This is a genomic window from Olleya sp. UBA1516 (assembly GCF_002323495.1).
Lineage (GTDB): Bacteria > Bacteroidota > Bacteroidia > Flavobacteriales > Flavobacteriaceae > Olleya.
Window position 1 is genome coordinate 92,271 of sequence record NZ_DCQO01000021.1, and the last position, 218, is coordinate 92,488.

1 protein-coding gene is annotated in these 218 nt (G+C 42.2%); it reads right to left on the reverse strand.

Translation table 11 applies throughout. The features are described 5' to 3' along the window. A partial coding sequence (locus B2989_RS14210) for a hypothetical protein (RefSeq protein WP_292949749.1) occupies positions 1–218 on the reverse strand: 218 nt, incomplete at both ends.

Below are 218 nucleotides of genomic sequence, written 5' to 3' on the forward strand. Positions count from 1 at the left end.
TCTAATGCTTCTTGTCCATCTGTTACTCCGTCACCATCTGTATCTGGATCTGTTGGATCTGTTGTGTTTCCTGCTGGATCTGCTGGTGTTAATGGATCATCAACTCCTGTAATTTCCTCTGCATCTGTTAATCCGTCATTATCACAATCTGCTCCTGAGTCGATTGGTAAGGTAATACTTGCGATTACATACTCACATGCATCATTTGGATCTGTTCC